This window comes from Pseudomonas sp. 3A(2025) (assembly GCF_054589175.1).
The window spans coordinates 417858-436023 of sequence record NZ_BAAILM010000039.1 but is presented as its reverse complement, the minus strand read 5'-3'; the positions used below and the strand labels follow the sequence as shown (position 1 = coordinate 436023).

The following is an 18166-nucleotide window of genomic DNA, read 5'->3' as shown; positions in this document are numbered from 1 at the left end:
CCCGGCGCGTTCAACGAAGCAGGTGATTTATGAAGCAATATCTGGAACTGGTCGCCCATGTGATCAAGCACGGAACCTTGCAGGCCAACCGCACCGGGGTGAACACCATCAGTTTCCCCGGCGCCATGCTGCGCTACGACCTGCAGGAAGGCTTTCCGGCTATCACCACCCGGCGCATGGCGTTCAAATCGGCCATCGGCGAGATGGTCGGCTTTCTGCGCGGGGTCAACAACGCGGCCGAGTTTCGCGCGCTGGGCTGCAAGGTCTGGGACCAGAACGCCAACGAAAACGCCCAGTGGCTGAACAACCCGTTCCGTCAGGGCGAAGATGACCTGGGCGAGATCTACGGCGTGCAATGGCGCAAGTGGCCGGCGTACAAACGCATCCCGGCCAGCAACCAGGCCGCCATCGAGCGCACCCTGGCTCAGGGCTACCGGCAGATCGCCGAGTCCGAAGAAGACGGCCAGGCCTTTGTGGTGCTGTACAAGGCCATCGACCAGATTCGCCAGTGCGTCGACACCATCATCAACGACCCCGGCAGCCGCCGTATTCTGTTCCACGGCTGGAACTGCGCCCAGCTCGACGAAATGGCCCTGCCGCCGTGCCACCTGCTGTACCAGCTGCACCCCAACCCGCAGACCCGGGAAATTTCCCTGACCTTGTACATCCGTTCCAACGACCTGGGCCTGGGCACACCCTTCAACCTCACCGAAGGCGCCGCCTTGCTGAGCCTGATCGGCCGCCTGACCGGCTACACGCCACGCTGGTTCACCTACTTCATCGGCGATGCCCATGTGTATGAAAACCACCTGGACATGCTCAACGAACAGATGACCCGCGAGCCGTACCCGTCGCCGAAACTGGTGATTTCAGATCGCGTGCCAGAGTTTGCCAAGACCGGTGTTTACCAGCCGGAGTGGCTGGAACTGATCGAGCCGTCGGACTTCAGCCTTGAGGGCTATCAGCACCACGCGCCACTGACCGCGCCGATGGCGGTCTAAATTGGAATAAATATGCGTTGATTAACGTAATAAGTGGTTGACGCACTTGGCAGCTTTGCTCAAAAATGATGGCAGAGCGCGAAATCAGTGACCTTGCAGGGTAATGACTGACGTAGGTACCCCGGCGATTCTGCAAAATCGGTGGTGGTGAGACCTCTCATCCCATTTCCTGAGGATGCTAATATCAGGATTCAAAACCTTTAAGGGCAGCCTCATAGCTGCCCTTTTTCTTTGCCCTCAATTTCGTAACGGCGATACAGCAGTTCTCCCTGACGATGACGATTCATCGTTTTTGAGGGACCATGCATGAAATTCCAAAGGATGTGATCGCCCTGGATGTCGACGATAACCAACATATCGTTCTTTGCCTCATAGGCGTTGATGAACGCTAGGCGATAGCCGCCGTTGGTATAGGCCACTTTCCACACTTCCAGCGGCCCGCTCAGCGAGTCTATGGCATGGCGCACGTATCGCTCACGTGAATCAGGTCGTTTCTCAATGATGTGCGGCAGGCTGGTACGTGGAACCAGCACGGGGCCAGTGGGCGTCGTAATCGTAACAGCGGCGAGCACTGGATCTGTCATGCCGAAATGCTCAAGCAGGATCAGCAATGCCCCTTGTGCATCGTCAGCCCGTTGTAGTTCTTCTATGGCAGGTGATCGTAGCTCGCGTGCGAGATAACGTAGATCCGGCAAATCCGGATCAAACCACATGGTTTGTCCTGATGCTTCCCTGACCCTGATGACTTCCATGGTCATAGATCGACTTTCAATAATTTATAAGGGGGCAAGAATATCATCGATTTGATGAGCCTCGACTCGCATGAGGTTCGATTGCATCTCGGTTGCACGGAGCTGTATTTGGCTTACTCAATCGCCACCAATCGCTGTGCCACCTCCGACGCCTGTTCGGCACTGGCCACATTGGTAAACCCCATCACCAGCCCCTGTCGGCGCGTATCCCCCAGATACCACTGCGACAGCGGCTCTATCGATATCCCCAGCGCCTTGGCGCGGCGGGTGAATTCAATGTCGTCACCCTCGACCATTCCGGCCAGCACATGCATGCCGCCAGCCTGCGGGTTGATCTGCAAGCGTTCGCCGAACGCCTGTTGCAGCGCCTCGACCAGCCACTGACGCCTTCGCGCATACAGGTTGCGCATCTTGTTCAGGTGCCGGGCAAAATGCCCTTCGTTAAGAAAGGCTGTGACAGTGGCCTGTAGCAGCTGCGGGCAATGGTTGTGCAGCCGGTCGGCCTGGCGGGCGAAGGCGTGACTCTGTTCGGCGGGCACTACCAGATAGGCCAGGCGCAGGCCGGGGAACAGCACCTTGCTGAAGGTCCCGGTGTAGAGCACGCGGCCCTGCTGGTCGAGGCTCTTGAGCGCGGGCAGCGGTTTGCCCTGATAGCGGTATTCGCTGTCGTAGTCGTCTTCGATGATCCAGCTGTTATTGCGCGTGGCCCAGTCCAGTAGCGCCAGCCGGCGTGGCAATGACAGCGACACGCCCAGCGGGCTCTGGTGGGTGGGGGTGACCACGGCAAAGCGGGCGTACGGGGCGCGCCGGATGCCTTGCTCGACGTCCAGGCCCTGTCCATCCACCGGCACCGGCACCAGCTGCGCGCCGGCCTCCAGCAGGGCATTTCTGGCCATGAAATAGCCGGGCTCCTCCAGCCAGCAGTGGTCACCGGGTTGCAGCAGCGTGTGGCCGATCAAGTCCAGGCAGGCACGATAACCGGCGCAGACGAAGACCTGTTCGGCCCGGCAGGTGATCCCGCGAGAAATCCCCAGATAAGTCGCAATCGCTGCACGTAGTGGCGCATAACCTTGCGGGTCGGGATACACCAGCCCTTCAAGCCCGGCCTGGCGCAACTGACGCCCGGCCAGTCGGGTCCAGAGCTTGCGCGGAAAGGCATCCAGCGCCGGCAGGCCCATCTGCAAGGCGTTCGGCAGCGTGCCGCGATGGCTGGACGCGAAGGTCTCGGCAACGCTGCGCACGACCGGCACCTGTGCAGCAACGGCCGGTAATTGCGGCGTGACAATGGTGCCGGCGGCGCCGCGAGCGAGCAGATACCCTTCGCCGATCAGCAACTGATAAGCCGCCTCCACGGTGCCGCGCGACAGGTTCAGTTCCGCCGCCAGGGCGCGCACGGCCGGCACCCGGTCGCCGGGACGCAGGCGGCCATCGGCAATGGATTCGCGAAAGCGCTGGTAAAGCTGGCGATACATCGGCGCCGGCTGGTCGCGGTCAAGCTCGAAGGGGATCAACATGGCCTGGTCATTTATGCATTTTTTGGCCCTGTAGCTTAGGTCATTGGCGGCCTAAAGTGAGCCATCTGTTCACGGCGGACCACCTTATGTCCTACACCTTCCTGCACCTCGACAACCGGCAAGACCTGGCGGCCAGTTTCGAACTGATGCGCGTGCTGCGCCCGAATCTGCCCAGTGTCGAGGCTTACACCGCACAACTGCTGCGTCAGGCCGAACAGGGTTATCGCTTGCTGGCCGTGCGCGACGGTGAGCGCGTCGTCGGCCTGGCCGGCTACCGCGAACTGGAAAACCTGCTGTATGGCCGCTTTATCTATGTCGACGACCTGGTGATCAGCCCCGGCCTGCAACGCAGTGGCCTGGGCGCACAGTTGCTCAATGCCGTGCGCGAACAGGCCCGGCAGCGCGGTTGCGAGCACTTGGTGCTGGACACCGGCCTGCACATGCCATTGGCCCAGCGTTTCTATTTTCGTCAGGGCCTGCTGGCCCATGGCATGCACTTCACTGAACGGTTATCCACAGGGAGCACGGCATGAACAAGGTCCTGCTGATCAATGCCAGCCCGCAAGGCCAGGCGTCCCATGCCCAGTGTCTGGCACTGGAGCTGGTCGCCACTTTGCGCCAGCAGCAACCGGGTCTTGAGTTGATCGAACGTGATCTGGGCGCGCAGCCATTGCCGCCGCTGAACCTCGATTACGCCCGCGCCCTGACCACCGTCACGCCATTCGAGGCGCCGGTGTTCGAGATGTCCGAGCAACTGGTTCGTGAGCTGGAAAGCAGCGATGTGCTGTTGATCGCCACGCCGATGCACAACTTCACTGTGCCAGCGGCGCTCAAGCTGTGGATCGATTATGTGCTGCGCATCCACCGCACCTTCAGCGCCGGTGCCGAAGGCAAGACTGGTTTGCTGCGTGATCGGCCGGTGTATGTGCTGGTCGGCTCCGGCGGTTTTCATCAGGGCGAGCGGGCGCGGCAGCCGGACTTTCTGACGTCCTACCTGCGCCACGTACTCAATACCCTTGGCTTGTTCGACCTGCACTTCAGCTATCTACAAGGCCTGGTCTTCGGCGATACAGCCGTCGACCGCGCACTCAGCGATGCGCGCGCACGGCTGGCGCTGGAGCCGCTGCTTCGTGACCTTATCTGTTTGCCTACAGGAGCTTCATCATGAGCCAACTCAGACTGCCATTTCCGTCCCTGTCGCCCGCTGCCTATCAAGGCCTGCTGGCCACCAACAAGGCGCTGACCGAAGGCCCGCTCGGCCTGCCGCTGCTGGAACTGGTGTTCTTGCGCGTCTCGCAAATCAATGGCTGCGCATTCTGCCTGGGCAAGCATTCGCAAACCCTGCGCGAATGCGAAGTGCCGCAGGAAAAGCTCGATTGCCTGGCCGGCTGGCGCATCAGCGAACTGTTCGATGCGCGTGAGCGTGCGGCCCTGGCCTGGGCCGAAACGCTGACGCATGTCAGCGACAAAGGCGCGCCCGATGAGCTGTACGAACCGTTGCAGGCACACTTTTCCAATGCTGAAATCAGCGACCTGACCCTGGCCGTGTCGCTGATGAATGCCTTCAACCGGCTGGCGGTGGGTATGAAGCTTTGACGAGCATTACGGCCGCTTGCCGATCTCGACCGTTTGCGCGGTCCAGGCCTTGACCTGCTCGCTCAGCGACAGGCCCAGGCCTGGGCGGGTCGGCACCAGCATACGGCCTTCGCGGGTTTCCAGGCGTTCGTTGAACAGCGGCTCCAGCCACTCGAAATGCTCCACCCACGGCTCGGTCGGGTACGTCGCGGCCAGGTGCACGTGCAGTTCCATGGCAAAGTGCGGGGCCATCATCACCCCGGCCTGTTCGGCCATGGCCGCCACTTTCAGGAACGGTGTGATACCGCCGACCCTGGGTGCATCCGGCATCAGGTAGTCGGCGCCGCGCAGGCGAATGAACTCGGCATGCTCGGCGACGCTGGTGAGCATTTCGCCGGTGGCGATCGGCGTGTCGAATTGCTGCGCCAGGGCGGCGTGGCCCTCGGCGTCGTAGCAGTCCAGCGGCTCTTCGATCCACACCAGGTTGTAGGCTTCGAATTGCCGGCACATGCGCTGTGCGGTGGGGCGGTCCCACTGCTGGTTGGCGTCGACCATCAACGGAAAGTTATCCCCAAGGTGTTTGCGCACCGTGCTGACGCGCTGGATATCCACAGCACAATCAGGCTGACCGACCTTGAGCTTGATGCCGCCGATGCCCTTTTCCCGCGACAGGTCGGTGTTCTTCATCAGTTGATCGAGCGGCGTGTGCAAAAAGCCGCCCGAGGTGTTGTAGCAGCGCACCGAATCACGCTGTGCGCCCAGCAGGCGCGCCAGCGACAGGTTGGCGCGCTTGGCTTTCAGGTCCCACAACGCGACGTCGAAGGCGCCGATGGCCTGGGTCGACAAGCCGCTGCGGCCCACCGAGGCGCCGGCCCAGCAGAGTTTTGTCCACAGCTTGGCGATGTCGCTGGGGTTTTCGCCGATCAGTGCCGGGGCGATTTCCTGGGCGTGGGCAAACTGGCCGGGGCCGCCGGCACGTTTCGAGTAGCTGAAACCCAGACCGCTGTGACCGTCGGTGGTCTGGATCTCGACGAACAGCATGGCGATTTCGGTCATCGGCTTTTGCCGGCCGGTCAGCACCTTGGCGTCGCTGATCGGGTTGGCCAGCGGCAGAAATACCGACGACACCTTGATCCAGGCAATGCGGTCGTGGTCGGCGGATGGCGTGTTCTGTTGTTGTAGGGTCATGACGTTCTCCTGACGAATGTGGATAACTTTTAGTGCTTGAGGGCCGCCGATTCGGTCGACTGGCTGGCCAGCCCCGTGGCTTCATCGAATTCCATGCGCTTGAGCGGGCCGACGATAAACAGATAGGCAAAGGCGCCCAGCAGGCCCATGGCCGAGACGTAGATCAGTGCCCAGTCGAAAGAGCCCTGGCTGACCAGTACGCCGATGGCGATGGGGGTGACGATGCTGGCGATGTTGCCGCAGAAATTGAACATCGCGCCGCTGATGCCCATGGCCTGTTTGGGCGAGACATCGCCGACGATGCACCAGCCCAGGTTGCCGACGCCCTTGGCGAAGAAGGCGAGGGACATCACCGCAATCACCAGCACCACCGACTGGGTGTAGTTGGCCACCACAATGGAGCTGGACAGCAGCAGGCCGCAGATGATCGGGGTCTTGCGCGCAGCGGTCAGGCTGAAGCCTTTCTTGAGCATCCAGTCGGACCACACGCCGCCGACCATGCCGCCGATAAAGCCGGCCAGCGGTGGAATCGCCGCAACCAGGCCGACCTTGAGCATGGTCATGCCCTTGGCCTCGACCAGATAGGTCGGGAACCAGGTGAGGAAGAACCAGGTGATCGAGGTCAGGCAGAACTGGCCCAGGTAAATGCCCAGCATCATGCGATTGCCACCGATGGCACGGGCGCGCTGCCAACTGAACGGGGTCTTGGTGTCGCCGATATTGGGCATGCCGCCCCCGGCTTCGATGTACTCGATTTCGGCGGCATTGACGCGCTTGTCCTTGCGCGGCTCGTGGACCATCTTGAACCACAACAGGCCGACCAGAATGCCCGCCGCACCGGTCCAGAAGAACACATGCTGCCAGCCGAAACTGTTCAGCAGCAAAACCATCAGCGGGGTGAACGCTGCCAGGGCAAAGTACTGCGCCGACTGAAAGATCGCCGTGGCCAGGCCACGCTCGTTGCGCGGAAACCACATCACCGTCAGCCGGTTATTGGCCGGAAAGGCCGGCGACTCGGCCATGCCCATCAGAAAGCGCAACACGAACAACGCCACGAACGCCGAGCTGAACAGGTCGACGTAACCCTGCAGGAAGGTCAGCGTCGACCAGACGATCAGGCTTACGCCCAGTACCAGTCGCGAGCCGTAGCGGTCGAGAATGATGCCGCCCGGAATCTGCATGCTGGTGTAGGCCCAGCCGAACGCCGAGAAGGCGATGCCCATGGTCAGCGCATCGAAGCCCAGGTCTGCGCGCATGGCCGGGGCGGCGATGGACAGCGTGGCGCGGTCGACATAGTTGAACACGGTGACGATAAAAATCATGGCCAGGATCAGGTAGCGCACATTGGTCCTGGCGGCGGACGCAGTGGGTGAGGTCACGTTTTTGTTTTCCTTATTGTGATTTGATTGCGCAATCATTTTGCTCGGAAAAAAATCAGAGCACGGTGTTCTGCCGAGGACTCTGATGGCCCGAGCATACTATGATTGCGCAATCATTCAAGCGGCCGTTTGTCGCCCTGACCCATTTCGGCTTAGGTGGTCTGACGGTCGATAAGGCTGAATCCGCTGTCGATGCGAACTGGATCGAAGAAGTTGTCGGCAGAATTGAAGCGATTTAGCAGCGCCTTGGCGATGTGTTCTCCGATCATCCGGCCGTCCACCCGCACCGTGGAAAGGGCCGGATACACCTGCGCTGCGCTGCTCAGGTCGCCAAAGCCCATCACCGCCAGATCCTGCGGCACCCGCAGACCACGGCTGGCAGCTTCGGCCAGGACGCCCTGGGCGATGGTGTCGGAGCTGCACACCACCACCTCAGGCTGCACGCCCTGATCGAGCAACTGGCACAAACCATCGCGGCCGGTCTTGAGCGTGGCGGGCGGGGTCATGATTTGCACCGGCACCTCATCGATGCTGTGGCTGGCGAGTTCAGCGATCAGGCTGTTACAGCGCCGCAAGCCGCGCGGGTCGGCGAGGGTGATCACCGAAAAGCGCCGGTAATTTTTGGCCAGCAAGTGCCGGGCCACGGCCTGGCCGACCTGCTCGTGGGAAAAGCCGACCAGCATGTCCAGCGGATCATCGGCCAGGTCCCAGGACTCGACCACCGGAATCCCCGACTGCGCCAGGCGCAGGCGGCTGGCTTCGGTGTGCAGGGTGCCGGTCAGCACGATGCCGTCCGGGCGGCGGCCGAGAATGGCTTCCAGCAGTTTCTCTTCCTGCTCGGGCGAATAGCCGGTCAGGCCCAGCAAGGTTTGATAACCGGCGTCGGTCAGGCGGTCCATCAGGGCTTGTACCGTGTCAGCGAAGATCGAGTTGGCGATGGTCGGCACGAAAATCGCCACCAGCCGGCTTTTATTGCTCGCCAGGCTGCCGGCCAGCATGTTCGACACATACCCGGTCTTGCGTACCGCTTCCATGACCTTCAGCCGGGTCTGCTCGGTGACCAGTTCCGGACGGCTCAAGGCCCGCGACACCGTGATTGGCGAAACGCCGGCGACCTTGGCGACATCGATCAGGGTCAGGTGGGTGGCTTTTTGACCGGGCTGTGACGGGTCTGCCTTGGCAGGTTTTTTCGGCATGAGAGGTCCGGGAATAAGGGGCAGTGCGGTGCGGCGGGGCGCAAATGTATCACGCGCCCGCTGCCGGGTTCATTCAGTGGCCGTGGCTGCGGCCCACGTGCGACGGCTCGCCTTCGGGCGCTGTCACAGCGCCGGTGACTTCCAGCCGCTCAAGAATCGCGCAGTGGTCCGCGCCGTTGTCGCCGCAACGCAGGCGTAACTCACGCAACTGGCCTTGCAGGGCTTGCAGGCTGGCGACCCGGGCATCGACATGAGCGATGTGTTCGTCGATCAGGGCGTTGACGCTTTCGCACTGGTCCTGCGGGCTGTCGCGCAGGTTCAGCAGGCGACGGATTTCCTCCAGGGTCATGTCCAGGCTGCGGCAATTGCGGATAAACGTCAGGCGCTCGACATGGGCCTGGGTGTAGAGCCGGTAATTGCCGTCGCTGCGATGGGGGGCCGGCAGCAGTTTTTCGCGCTCGTAATAACGCACGGTTTCGACCTGGGTGTCGGTCAATCTGGCCAGCTCACCAATCTTCATGGAAACAACTCCGGTATGAATGCTTGACCCTATAGTGGCTACAGGGTGTGTACTTGGCAACATCTCGATTCGCAGGAGCCGATTCAATGAGCCAGTTCACTCGTCTTACACCCAAGCAGGATGCTCATGACCACCATGCCCACAGTTGCTGCGGTTCGCATGCCGAAGCCGCGCCTGCTGTAGTGACGTTGAGCGGCGACGACGGTCAGGCACGCCTGAGTGAATTTCGCATCGAGCAGATGGATTGCCCTACTGAACAGACCCTGATCCAGAACCGCCTCGGCAAGCTGGCCGGCGTGCAGCGTCTGGAGTTCAACCTGCTGCAACGGCGCCTGGGGGTCTGGCATGCGCTGCCTGACACCGCACCGATTGTTGAAGCCATCGATTCGCTGGGCATGCAGGCGCAACCGCTTGAGGAGGGCGACGAGGCGCCGCCGGTGCCTGAGAAAAAAAGCGGCTGGAAGCTGCTGACCCTGTCTGGCCTGACCGCGCTGGGCGCCGAAGTCGTGCACTTCACCGCCGGCCCCGAATGGCTGGTGATGGCACTGGCGTTGGTGTCGATCCTCAGTTGTGGCCTGGGCACCTACAAAAAGGGCTGGATCGCCCTGAAGAACCTCAACCTCAATATCAATGCGCTGATGAGCATCGCAGTAACCGGCGCCGTCTTGATCGGCCAATGGCCGGAAGCGGCGATGGTGATGTTCCTGTTCACTGTGGCCGAACTGATCGAAGCCCGCTCGCTGGACCGCGCGCGCAATGCAATCAGCGGCCTGATGCAACTGACCCCTGAAGTGGCCACGGTGCGCCAGGCCGACGGTAGCTGGCTGGAGCAGCCGGTCAAGGCCGTTGCGCTGGAGGCGGTGGTACGGGTACGGCCCGGTGAGCGGATTGCACTGGACGGTGAAGTCATCAATGGCCAGTCCAGCGTCGATCAGGCGCCGATTACCGGCGAAAGTCTGCCGGTTGAGAAGTCTGTAGGCGACAAGGTGTTCGCCGGCACCATCAATCAGGCCGGTTCACTGGAGTACCGGGTCAGCGCCGCCGCCGGCCAGTCTACCTTGGCGCGCATCATCCATGCCGTGGAACAGGCGCAAGGCGCGCGGGCGCCGACCCAGCGTTTCGTCGATCAGTTTTCGCGCTACTACACGCCAGCGGTGTTCATCACCGCCCTGGCCGTGGCCCTGATTGCGCCACTGTTCTTCGGCGGCGCCTGGTTCGACTGGGTCTACCGGGCGCTGGTGCTGCTGGTGGTGGCGTGCCCGTGTGCGCTGGTGATTTCAACGCCGGTGAGCATCGTCAGCGGCCTGGCGGCAGCGGCGCGCAAGGGCATTCTGATCAAGGGCGGCGTGTACCTGGAAATGGGCCGCCAGATTGATTACCTGGCGCTGGACAAGACCGGCACGCTGACCCACGGCAAGCCGGTGCAGACTGACGTTGTGGCGTTGAAAGAGGGGTTGGTCAACGCGCAGGCGATTGCTGTCAGCCTGGCATCACGCTCCGATCACCCGGTTTCCCGCGCCATCGCCCAGGCCGCCGATCCGCAACAAACGGTGCTGGCTGTGGAGAACTTTGAAGCGCTGGGCGGGCGTGGCGTGGCCGGCGATATCGACGGGCGTCGCTATCACTTGGGCAACCATCGGCTGGTCGAAGAACTGGGTCTGTGTTCGGTCGAGCTTGAAGCACGGCTCGATGCCCTGGAAAGCCAGGGCAAGAGTGTGGTGCTGTTGCTCGATGACAGTGGCCCGCTGGCGCTGTTTGCGGTAGCCGACACGGTCAAGGAAAGCAGCCGTGAAGCCATCGCCCAGTTGCATGAGCTGGGTATCAAGACCCTGATGCTGACCGGCGACAACCCGCACACCGCCCGGGCGATTGCCGATCAGGTCGGCATCGATCAGGCGCAGGGCAACCTGTTGCCGACCGACAAGCTGCAAGCGATCGAAGCGTTGTATGCGCAGGGGCATCGCGTCGGCATGGTCGGTGACGGCATCAACGACGCGCCGGCACTGGCGCGTGCCGAGATCGGCTTCGCGATGGCGGCAGCCGGTACCGACACCGCCATCGAAACCGCCGATGTCGCGCTGATGGACGACGATCTGCGCAAGATCCCGGCGTTTATCCGCCTGTCACGCGACACCTCGGCGGTGCTGCGGCAGAACATTGCCTTGGCGCTGGTGACCAAGCTGTTCTTTCTGGGCCTTACCTTTGCCGGCATGGCAACCATGTGGATGGCGGTGTTCGCCGACATGGGCGTGAGCTTGCTGGTGGTGTTCAACGGCTTGCGGTTGCTCAAAAAGTAACCGAAAGCACGCACAAATTCCGTAGGAGCTGCTTTAGCAGCGAATAGCGCCAACACACATTTATGCGGTGCCAGCTTCCCGACTAAAGTCGGTCCTACGGGTCCTACGGTTATGCACCAAATTTTTTGTGGCCCCAGGTGATAAAGGTTTCCAGCAAGCGCTTTATCACCACCTGGGTGGGCGCTGCCAGGTCTTGGCGATAACGGAACGGGGCAAACTCTTCCATGTAATTGCTCTGCGCCAGTTCCAGTTGCACCGCGTGAATGTTGTTGGCCGGATCGCCGTAATGGCGGGTGATGTGCCCGCCCTTGAAGCGGCCGTTGAGCACGTGGCTGTAGTCTTTGGCCTCGGCGCAGACCTGTTTCAGTTGTTCGGCCAGTTGCGCATCGCAGCTGGCGCCGTTGAAGGTGCCGAGGTTGAAGTCCGGTAACTGACCATCGAACAGGTGCGGCACGTGACCACGAATCGAATGGGCATCGAACAGCAGCGCATAACCGAATTCATTGCGCAGGCGCTGCAGTTCATCGTGCAGAGTCTGGTGATACGGGGTCCAGATCTGCTCTAGATAACGCGTCCGCTCGGCGGCATCGGGTGCCAGCCCGTCCTTGAACAACGGCACGCCGTCGAACAGGATCGAGGGAAACAGCCCGGTGGTTGCGCCGGCATACAGCGGCTGGTCGTCGGAGGGCCGGTTAAGATCAATGACGAAGCGCGAATACTCGGCGGCCAGGGTGCTGGCGCCCAGTTCCTCGGCAAAGTCGTACAGGCGCGGCAGGTGCCAGTCGGTGTCCGGCAGGCTCAGGGCTTCATCCACCAGCCCGGCTTCGACGGCAGGCGTCAGTTTCAGGCCCGCGTGCGGCATGCTGATCAGCAGGGGAATACGGCCCTGGTTGAAGGTCAGAACGTTATCCACAGTCTGTTTCTCCTCTTAGATCGACGATTCGACGCCGTGGCGAATGATGCGTTTGTCCAGGTCGCCGCCCAGCCAGTAGGCCAGATCCGCCGGCCGTTCGATGTCCCAGGCGACGAAGTCGGCGACCTTGCCGACCTCCAGCGAGCCATGGCTGGCGCCCAGCCCCAAGGCTTTGGCGGCATTGAGGGTGACGCCTGCCAGTGCTTCTTCCGGTGTCATGCGAAACAGCGTGCAGGCCATGTTCAGCATCAGGCGCAGCGACAAGCCAGGCGAGGTGCCGGGGTTCATGTCGGTGGCAATGGCGATGGCAACACCGTGTTTGCGCAGGGCCTCCATCGGCGGTAACCGGGTTTCGCGCAGAAAGTAATAGGCGCCCGGCAACAACACCGCCACCGTGCCGGCAGCGGCCATGGCGATGGCGTCGTCCTCGGTCATGAACTCCAGATGGTCGGCCGACAGCGCCTGATAGCGCGCCGCCAGGCTGGAGCCGGCCAATGACGACAGCTGTTCGGCATGCAGCTTGACCGGCAGGCCCAGTTGCTGCGCGGCGATAAACACCCGCTCGACCTGTGCCGGAGAAAACGCCAGGTATTCACAGAAGGCATCCACCGCGTCGACCAGGCCTTCGCTGGCCAGCGAAGGCAGCATCTCGGTGCAGATATGCTCGATGTAGGCATCGCTGCGTTCGCTGAATTCCGGTGGCAGGGCGTGGGCCGCCAGGCAGGTGCTGCGCACGGTGACCGGCAGGGTGTTGCCGAGCTGGCGAATGACCTGCAGCAGTTTGCGCTCGTTTTCCAGGTCCAGGCCGTAGCCGGACTTCATTTCGATCAAGGTCACGCCTTCCTTGAGCAAATGCCGCAAGCGTCGCTCGGCGCTGGTGTACAGCGTTGAGGGACTGGCGGCGCGGGTGGCACGCACGGTGCTGGCGATGCCGCCGCCAGCGGCGGCAATCTCGGCGTAGCTGACGCCTTGCAGGCGCTGCTCGAATTCGCCGCTGCGATTGCCGCCGAAGACAATGTGGGTGTGGCAGTCGATCAACCCCGGCGTGACCCAGGCGCCGCCCAGGTCGACCGTGTTGTCGATGCCGCTCTCACTCAGGTCAGCCTTGGGCCCGATCCAGTGAATCCGCTCTTCACAGGTCACGATGGCGGCGTCTTCGATGATCGAGTAAGTGCCGTGTGCCATGGTTGCAATGTGACAGTTCTGCCAGAGCGTTTTCATTAGGACTCCAATTTATTTTGGCCGGGTCAAAGCATTGGGTTTGACCCAGATGTAGTAGGCAATCACCAGCAGTGCCACCCAGGCGGCTCCGACCAGCAAGGCGGTGCGGCTGGCCGGGAACCAGCCCAGCACGCCGAAGATAAACACCATGAAGACGATGGCCAGCGCCGGGCCCCACGGCCAGAACGGCACCGGGAATTGCAGCTTGCTGGCTTGGTCTGCGCTCATCGAGCGGCGCATGGCCACTTGCGTGAGCAGGATCATCAGCCACACCCAGACAGTGGCGAAGGTGGCCACCGAGGCGATCAGCAGGAACAGGTCATCGGGGATCAGGTAGTTGAGCACCACGCCGGCCAGCAGCGTCGCGCCCATCACCACCACCGTCAGCCACGGCACGCCCTGGCTCGACAGACGGGCAAAGCCGGCCGGTGCCTGACCGTCTTTGGCCATGCCGTACATGATGCGCCCGGCACCGAAGACGTCGCTGTTGATGGCCGACACGGCGGCCGAGATCACCACGATATTGAGCACGGTCGCGGCCTGCGACAGGCCCAGGTTGCTGAAAATCTGTACGAAAGGACTGCCCTGGGTACCGATCTGGGTCCACGGGAACAGGCACATCACCACGAACAGGGTCAGCACATAGAACAGCAGGATGCGCAGCGGCACGGCGTTGATCGCCGCAGGCAGGCTGCGTTTCGGGTCCTTGGCTTCGCCGGCGGTGATGCCGATGATTTCGATGCCGCCAAAGGCGAACATCACCACGGCCAGCGAGGCAATCAGCCCGCCGATGCCGTTGGGCATGAAGCCGCCATGCGCCCACAGATTGCTGATGCCGATCGGCGTGTCGCTGGCGACGTGACCGAGGCCGAACAGCATGATCCCGGCACCGCCGAGGATCATCGCCACGATGGCGCTGACCTTGAGCAGTGACAGCCAGAACTCGGCTTCACCGAATACCTTGACGTTGCACAGGTTCAGGGCTGCGATGAAGAACACGATGCTCAGCACCCAGATCCAGCGCGGCACCTCGGGAAACCAGAAGCCCATGTAGATGCCGAAGGCGGTGATATCGGCCAGGCAGACGATGATCATCTCGAAGGCATAGGTCCAGCCCAGCACAAAGCCCGACAGTGGCCCCAGATAACGGCTGGCGTAATGGCTGAACGAGCCGGCGACCGGATCGTGCACGGCCATCTCGCCGAGGGCGCGCATGACCATGAACACCGCAGCCCCGCCGATCAGGTAGGCCAGCAGTACGGCAGGGCCGGCCTGTTGAATGGCGGCGGCCGAGCCGTAGAACAGGCCTGTGCCGATGGCCGAGCCCAGGGCCATGAAGCGGATGTGGCGGGCGGATAACCCGCGTTTCAAACCATCTTGTGACGTCATTTCAGGTCCATTCATTACTGGTATGGCAAATGGCTGCGAGAAACACCTTCCTGCAACCATTGGCCATGACGGGCTCTGTCAGACGGTTTGAAACGTCACAGGCTCGGCAGCAGATGGGCAGGAACCAACGGGTTCAGGCATGTCGAGGACAACAGCGCGATTGCAGCTTCGATGTCCGGTGCGAAGAAGCGGTCCTTTTCATAGGACGGCACCTTGCTGCGCAGGGTGGCGCGGGCTTGTTCCAGCACGGGCGAGGTTTTCAGCCCGTTGCGCAAGTCCAGACCCTGGCAGGCAGCCAGCCATTCTACGGCAAGAATGCCACGAACGTTTTCTGCCATTTCCCACAGCCGCTTGCCGGCCGCCGGGGCCATCGACACGTGGTCTTCCTGGTTGGCCGAGGTCGGCAGGCTGTCGACGCTGTGCGGGTGCGCCAGTGCCTTGTTTTCGCTGGCCAGTGCGGCGGCGGTGACCTGGGCGATCATGAAGCCCGAGTTGACCCCGCCATTGGCCACCAGAAACGGCGGCAATTGCGACATGTGCTTGTCCATCATCAACGAAATGCGCCGCTCGCTCAGCGAGCCGATCTCGGCAATCGCCAGCGCCAGGTTGTCGGCGGCCATGGCCACCGGTTCTGCGTGGAAGTTACCGCCGGAGATCACGTCGTTTTCGGCGGCGAACACCAGCGGGTTGTCGGACACCGCGTTGGCTTCGATCTGCAGCACCTCGGCGGCCTGGCGCATCTGGGTCAGGCAGGCGCCCATGACCTGTGGCTGGCAGCGCAGCGAGTAAGGGTCCTGAACCTTGTCGCAGTTGCGGTGCGACTCGGACACCTCGCTGCCGGTGCCGAGCAGGTCGCGGTAGCCGGCGGCCACATCGATCTGCCCGCGCTGGCCACGGGCGGCGTGAATGCGTGCATCGAACGGCGAGCGCGAGCCCAGCACCGCCTCGACGGTCAGCGCGCCGCAGACCATGGCGCCGGCGAACAGGTCCTCGGCCTCGAACAGGCCGCGCAAGGCAAAGGCGGTCGATACCTGGGTGCCGTTAAGCAGCGCCAGGCCTTCCTTGGCTGCCAGGGTCAGCGGTTGCAGGCCGGCCACCGCCAGCGCTTCACGGGCTTCGAGCCACTGGCCTTTATGCCGCGCCTTGCCTTCGCCGAGCAGCACCAGCGACATGTGCGCCAGTGGTGCCAGGTCGCCGGATGCGCCCACCGAGCCCTTGAGCGGAATGTGCGGGTAAACCTCGGCGTTGATCAGCGCGACCAAGGCGTCGATCACCAGCCTGCGGATACCGGAGAAACCCCGCGCCAGGCTGTTGACCTTGAGCACCATGATCAGGCGCACCAGCTCATCGTCCAGCGGCTGGCCGACGCCGGCTGCGTGCGACAGTACCAGTGAGCGTTGCAGGTTCTCGAGGTCTTCGCTGGCAATGCGCGTCGAGGCCAGCAGGCCGAAACCGGTGTTGATGCCGTAGGCGGTGCGGTTCTCGGCGAGGATCTTCTCGACGCAGGCCACGCTTTGCTCGATCTGCTGGTCGGCGCTGCTGTCCAGGGCCAGCTTCAGCGGCTGACGCAGGATGCTGCGCAGTTGCACCAGCGAGAGTTGGCCGGGAATCAGTTCCAGGGTGTGGGCAGTGGCGGTGTTCACGATGCGGTTACTCCTGTTTGACCCTGTGCTTGTGGCACCTGATCGGGTGTCGATTGGCAGTGTTGGTAAATGCGTTGCAGCGCAGCGGGCTGCCTGATCAAGGCGGCGGCGCTGGCGATATCCGGCGCCAGCCAGCGGTCCTGGTCATAAGGCTCGACCCGCTCGCGCAGCAGGCGCCAGGCCAGGTCGGTGCCTGCGCCGAAGCGTTGGTCTTTCAGAAATTCGAAGGCCTGGGCGGCGAGCAGGTACTCGATGGCCAGAATCTGGGTCACGTTGGCCTGCACTTTGTGCAGTTTCAGGGCGGCGCTGGTGCCCAGGCTCAGGTGATCTTCCTGCAGGCCGGAGGTGACGTAGTTATCCACAACTGCCGGTTGCGCCAGCTGGCGGTTTTCGGCGCACAGCGAGGCGGCGACGTACTGCACGATCATCATCCCCGAGTTGACGCCGGGTGCGCTGACCAGAAAGGCCGGCAGGCCGCTGACCAGTGGATTGATCAGCCGGTCCAGGCGGCGTTCGGCAATCGAGCCCAATTCTGCGACGGCGATGCTCAGCAGGTCGGCGGCCATGGCCACCGATTGCCCGTGGGGGTTGGCCTGGGACACCACCCGATAAGCCTGTGGGGTGCCCAGCAGCAGCGGGTTGTCGGTGGCCGAGTTGAGTTCGGTCTCGATCTGCGCCATGGCGTGGGCCAGTTGATCGCGGCTGGCGCCGTGTACCTGAGGTATCGAGCGGATGCTCAAGGCGTCCTGCGTGCGAATGCCCTGGCTGGTCGCCAGCACCTCACTGCCGGCCAGCAAGGCGCGCAGGTTGCGACCTACTTGCTGCATGCCGGGGTGTGGCTTGAGGCTCAGGATACTGTCGTCGAAGGCATCGAGCTGGCCGCGCAAGGCTTCGAAGGACATGGCACCGATCACATCGGCCCACTGCATCAGTTGCCCGGCCTCGGCAATCGCCAGGCAGGCCAGGCCGGTCATGCACGGCGTGCCGTTGACCAGGCACAGGCCGTCCTTGGCACCCAGCGCCACCGGCGCCAGGCCTTCGGCTTGCAGCGCCTGGCTGGCGGCAATGAGCTGCCCGCGATAGCTGACCTGGCCGACGCCCAGCAAGGCGATGCCCACATGCGCCATATGGGTCAGATAGCCCACTGAGCCCTGCGAAGGCACTTGTGGGGTGATGCCATGGTTGAGCAGGGCCAGCAGGCCTTCGACCACCTGGCGGTGGACGCCGGAGTGGCCCTGGCTGTAGTTGATGATCGCGGCACAGATGATCGCCCGGGTCTGCTCGTCGGCCAGCGCCGGGCCGACCCCGCAGGCATGGCTGAGCAGGGTATTGCGCGACAGCTGGCTGAGCTGGGCGCCTTGCAGTGACACATTGCACAGCGCGCCCAAGCCGGTGTTGACGCCATAGGCGCGCTCGCCGCTGGCGACGATGCGCTGCACGATGGCCTGGGCATTGTCGATCCGCGCCCAGGCGGCGGCCGACAGTGCCAATGGCACACTGTCGCGGGCAACGGCCACCACGTCCTGCCAGGAAACCTGCGAATCACCGATGAGAATCTGTTGTGCTCGCGACATCGAC

Annotated in this window: 16 protein-coding genes; 5 read left to right on the top strand and 11 right to left on the bottom strand. The window is 62.7% G+C overall.

Features of this window, described 5'->3' with window-relative positions; translation table 11 throughout:
- Nucleotides 1-29 precede the first annotated feature (29 nt).
- Nucleotides 30-1001, top strand: a complete 972-nt coding sequence (locus ACYP2A_RS17525; protein WP_459746868.1) for a thymidylate synthase — start codon at nt 30-32, stop codon at nt 999-1001.
- Between the two features lie 212 nt (nt 1002-1213).
- Here the strand turns inward: ACYP2A_RS17525 and ACYP2A_RS17520 are convergent, their stop codons facing one another.
- Both ACYP2A_RS17520 and pdxR read right to left on the bottom strand, forming a co-directional pair.
- Complete coding sequence (locus ACYP2A_RS17520) at nt 1214-1759, bottom strand: PBECR2 nuclease fold domain-containing protein (RefSeq protein WP_459746867.1); 546 nt, start codon at nt 1757-1759, stop codon at nt 1214-1216.
- Nucleotides 1760-1866: 107 nt separating this feature from the next.
- The gene (pdxR, locus tag ACYP2A_RS17515; protein WP_459746866.1) at nt 1867-3267 is read right to left on the bottom strand and encodes a MocR-like pyridoxine biosynthesis transcription factor PdxR; all 1401 of its coding nucleotides are present in this window, start codon (nt 3265-3267) and stop codon (nt 1867-1869) included.
- A gap of 86 nt (nt 3268-3353) precedes the next feature.
- Between pdxR and ACYP2A_RS17510 the strand changes: the two genes are divergently transcribed.
- Genes ACYP2A_RS17510 through ACYP2A_RS17500 form a run of 3 tightly spaced genes read left to right on the top strand, consistent with a single transcriptional unit; the run spans nt 3354 to nt 4863 of the window.
- Entirely contained in the window at nt 3354-3800 is a 447-nt protein-coding gene (locus ACYP2A_RS17510; protein WP_459746865.1) for a GNAT family N-acetyltransferase, read from the top strand.
- Nucleotides 3797-4435 (top strand): FMN-dependent NADH-azoreductase, encoded by a 639-nt coding sequence (locus tag ACYP2A_RS17505; protein ID WP_459746864.1) that lies wholly within the window; start codon nt 3797-3799, stop codon nt 4433-4435. Before ACYP2A_RS17510 ends, ACYP2A_RS17505 begins: the two co-directional genes overlap by 4 nt.
- Entirely contained in the window at nt 4432-4863 is a 432-nt protein-coding gene (locus tag ACYP2A_RS17500; RefSeq protein WP_459746863.1) for a carboxymuconolactone decarboxylase family protein, read from the top strand. Before ACYP2A_RS17505 ends, ACYP2A_RS17500 begins: the two co-directional genes overlap by 4 nt.
- Nucleotides 4864-4869: 6 nt before the next feature.
- Here ACYP2A_RS17500 and ACYP2A_RS17495 read toward each other — a convergent pair whose 3' ends face one another.
- From ACYP2A_RS17495 to cadR, 4 genes are all read right to left on the bottom strand, one after another.
- A complete protein-coding gene (locus tag ACYP2A_RS17495) occupies nt 4870-6030 on the bottom strand; it encodes an L-talarate/galactarate dehydratase (RefSeq protein ID WP_459746862.1) in 1161 nt (386 codons plus the stop codon).
- Nucleotides 6031-6059: 29 nt separating this feature from the next.
- Nucleotides 6060-7352 (bottom strand): MFS transporter, encoded by a 1293-nt coding sequence (locus tag ACYP2A_RS17490; RefSeq protein ID WP_459746935.1) that lies wholly within the window; start codon nt 7350-7352, stop codon nt 6060-6062.
- A 209-nt stretch (nt 7353-7561) separates the two neighbouring features.
- Nucleotides 7562-8605: a LacI family DNA-binding transcriptional regulator gene (locus ACYP2A_RS17485; protein WP_459746861.1), complete on the bottom strand. Its 1044-nt coding sequence runs from the start codon at nt 8603-8605 to the stop codon at nt 7562-7564.
- Between the two features lie 73 nt (nt 8606-8678).
- On the bottom strand, nt 8679-9125 hold the full coding sequence (gene cadR / locus ACYP2A_RS17480; protein WP_459746860.1) for a Cd(II)/Pb(II)-responsive transcriptional regulator: 447 nt from the start codon (nt 9123-9125) through the stop codon (nt 8679-8681).
- Between the two features lie 86 nt (nt 9126-9211).
- On the opposite strand from cadR, the gene ACYP2A_RS17475 reads away from it, so the two are divergent.
- Nucleotides 9212-11422, top strand: coding sequence for a heavy metal translocating P-type ATPase (locus tag ACYP2A_RS17475; protein ID WP_459746859.1), 2211 nt, complete (start codon nt 9212-9214; stop codon nt 11420-11422).
- A 109-nt stretch (nt 11423-11531) separates the two neighbouring features.
- Here the strand turns inward: ACYP2A_RS17475 and hutG are convergent, their stop codons facing one another.
- The 5 genes from hutG to ACYP2A_RS17450 all read right to left on the bottom strand — a co-directional run bounded on the left by hutG (nt 11532) and on the right by ACYP2A_RS17450 (nt 18162).
- The gene (gene hutG / locus ACYP2A_RS17470; protein ID WP_459746858.1) at nt 11532-12335 is read right to left on the bottom strand and encodes an N-formylglutamate deformylase; all 804 of its coding nucleotides are present in this window, start codon (nt 12333-12335) and stop codon (nt 11532-11534) included.
- Between the two features lie 15 nt (nt 12336-12350).
- Nucleotides 12351-13556 carry an imidazolonepropionase gene (gene hutI / locus ACYP2A_RS17465; RefSeq protein WP_459746857.1) on the bottom strand — a complete coding sequence of 402 codons (1206 nt, stop codon included), beginning with the start codon at nt 13554-13556 and terminating at the stop codon, nt 12351-12353.
- Between the two features lie 12 nt (nt 13557-13568).
- The gene (locus ACYP2A_RS17460; RefSeq protein ID WP_459746856.1) at nt 13569-14945 is read right to left on the bottom strand and encodes an amino acid permease; all 1377 of its coding nucleotides are present in this window, start codon (nt 14943-14945) and stop codon (nt 13569-13571) included.
- A 95-nt stretch (nt 14946-15040) separates the two neighbouring features.
- Nucleotides 15041-16588, bottom strand: coding sequence for a histidine ammonia-lyase (hutH, locus tag ACYP2A_RS17455; RefSeq protein WP_459746855.1), 1548 nt, complete (start codon nt 16586-16588; stop codon nt 15041-15043).
- Entirely contained in the window at nt 16585-18162 is a 1578-nt protein-coding gene (locus ACYP2A_RS17450; protein ID WP_459746854.1) for an HAL/PAL/TAL family ammonia-lyase, read from the bottom strand. The genes hutH and ACYP2A_RS17450 overlap by 4 nt, the downstream gene beginning before the upstream one ends.
- Between the last annotated feature and the right edge of the window lie 4 nt (nt 18163-18166).

Coding starts and splice junctions, on each gene's coding strand:
- cadR (WP_459746860.1), bottom strand. CDS start 9,125: ATGAAGATTGGTGAGCTGGCCAGATTGACCGACACCCAGGTCGAAACC.
- ACYP2A_RS17460 (WP_459746856.1), bottom strand. CDS start 14,945: ATGACGTCACAAGATGGTTTGAAACGCGGGTTATCCGCCCGCCACATC.
- ACYP2A_RS17505 (WP_459746864.1), top strand. CDS start 3,797: ATGAACAAGGTCCTGCTGATCAATGCCAGCCCGCAAGGCCAGGCGTCC.
- pdxR (WP_459746866.1), bottom strand. CDS start 3,267: ATGTTGATCCCCTTCGAGCTTGACCGCGACCAGCCGGCGCCGATGTAT.
- ACYP2A_RS17490 (WP_459746935.1), bottom strand. CDS start 7,352: ATGATTTTTATCGTCACCGTGTTCAACTATGTCGACCGCGCCACGCTG.
- ACYP2A_RS17500 (WP_459746863.1), top strand. CDS start 4,432: ATGAGCCAACTCAGACTGCCATTTCCGTCCCTGTCGCCCGCTGCCTAT.
- ACYP2A_RS17520 (WP_459746867.1), bottom strand. CDS start 1,759: ATGACCATGGAAGTCATCAGGGTCAGGGAAGCATCAGGACAAACCATG.
- ACYP2A_RS17525 (WP_459746868.1), top strand. CDS start 30: ATGAAGCAATATCTGGAACTGGTCGCCCATGTGATCAAGCACGGAACC.
- ACYP2A_RS17485 (WP_459746861.1), bottom strand. CDS start 8,605: ATGCCGAAAAAACCTGCCAAGGCAGACCCGTCACAGCCCGGTCAAAAA.
- ACYP2A_RS17510 (WP_459746865.1), top strand. CDS start 3,354: ATGTCCTACACCTTCCTGCACCTCGACAACCGGCAAGACCTGGCGGCC.
- ACYP2A_RS17495 (WP_459746862.1), bottom strand. CDS start 6,030: ATGACCCTACAACAACAGAACACGCCATCCGCCGACCACGACCGCATT.
- hutI (WP_459746857.1), bottom strand. CDS start 13,556: ATGAAAACGCTCTGGCAGAACTGTCACATTGCAACCATGGCACACGGC.
- ACYP2A_RS17450 (WP_459746854.1), bottom strand. CDS start 18,162: ATGTCGCGAGCACAACAGATTCTCATCGGTGATTCGCAGGTTTCCTGG.
- ACYP2A_RS17475 (WP_459746859.1), top strand. CDS start 9,212: ATGAGCCAGTTCACTCGTCTTACACCCAAGCAGGATGCTCATGACCAC.